General features: G+C 38.3%; 1 protein-coding gene. It reads right to left on the reverse strand.

What is annotated here, in order from left to right:
* Positions 1 to 705, reverse strand: a 705-nt coding sequence (locus FC45_RS07455) for a mucin-binding protein (protein ID WP_420911455.1), incomplete at both ends; no start/stop codon positions are given.

Genomic DNA, 705 nt, shown 5'->3' on the forward strand with positions numbered 1-705 from the left:
CAAAACTAGTTGGAATATCAATCTTATCTGGGACTGAGTAACCCTTCTTCTTCAAGAAGTCCTTAATCTTTTCAACACCGTCAGTAATATTTTTGTCAGTCTTGTTATCACTTGTACCCTTAAAAGTAGTTGGTACATCAATAGTTACTTCCTTACCAGTAGTCTTGTCGATTACAACTACCTTGATAGTTTGGATGTTGCCAGTGTAAGTTACATCAACTGTTGAATTTTTGTCAGTAGCCTTTGGTGTTACCTTTTCAACTGTAGTTTGACTTGGAGTGTAGCCGTCAATAGTTGGAACAGTATATTCAGGATAATCTGGGTTAGTTGAAGTCCAGTCAGTGGTCTTAACAACCTTACCTGTTACTTCATCAACAGTTACTGTTCTAGTGAAAGTTACTGTTTGCGTAGTAGTTTTAGTAGTGCCATCTGGCTTGTGAACGTTGATTGTTCTAGTAACTGTCTTAGTAGTGTCAATGCCATCTGGATAAGTTTGATTTGGATTATCAGGTAACTTATCGCCAGTTTTGGTAGGCTTGTCTGGGGTTACTGTGACGATTTTATGCTTCAAGTGAATAGTAGTGTCTGGGGTTTGACTACTATTATTGAAAGCGATTTCAGTTGGTACCTTGTTGCCATCTACCAATTCATAACCGTCTGGAATCTTTTGATCATCATTTGAAAGTGGCGTAGTTCCACCGGTTA

The sequence above is a fragment of the Lactobacillus jensenii DSM 20557 genome (assembly GCF_001436455.1).
GTDB lineage: Bacteria > Bacillota > Bacilli > Lactobacillales > Lactobacillaceae > Lactobacillus > Lactobacillus jensenii.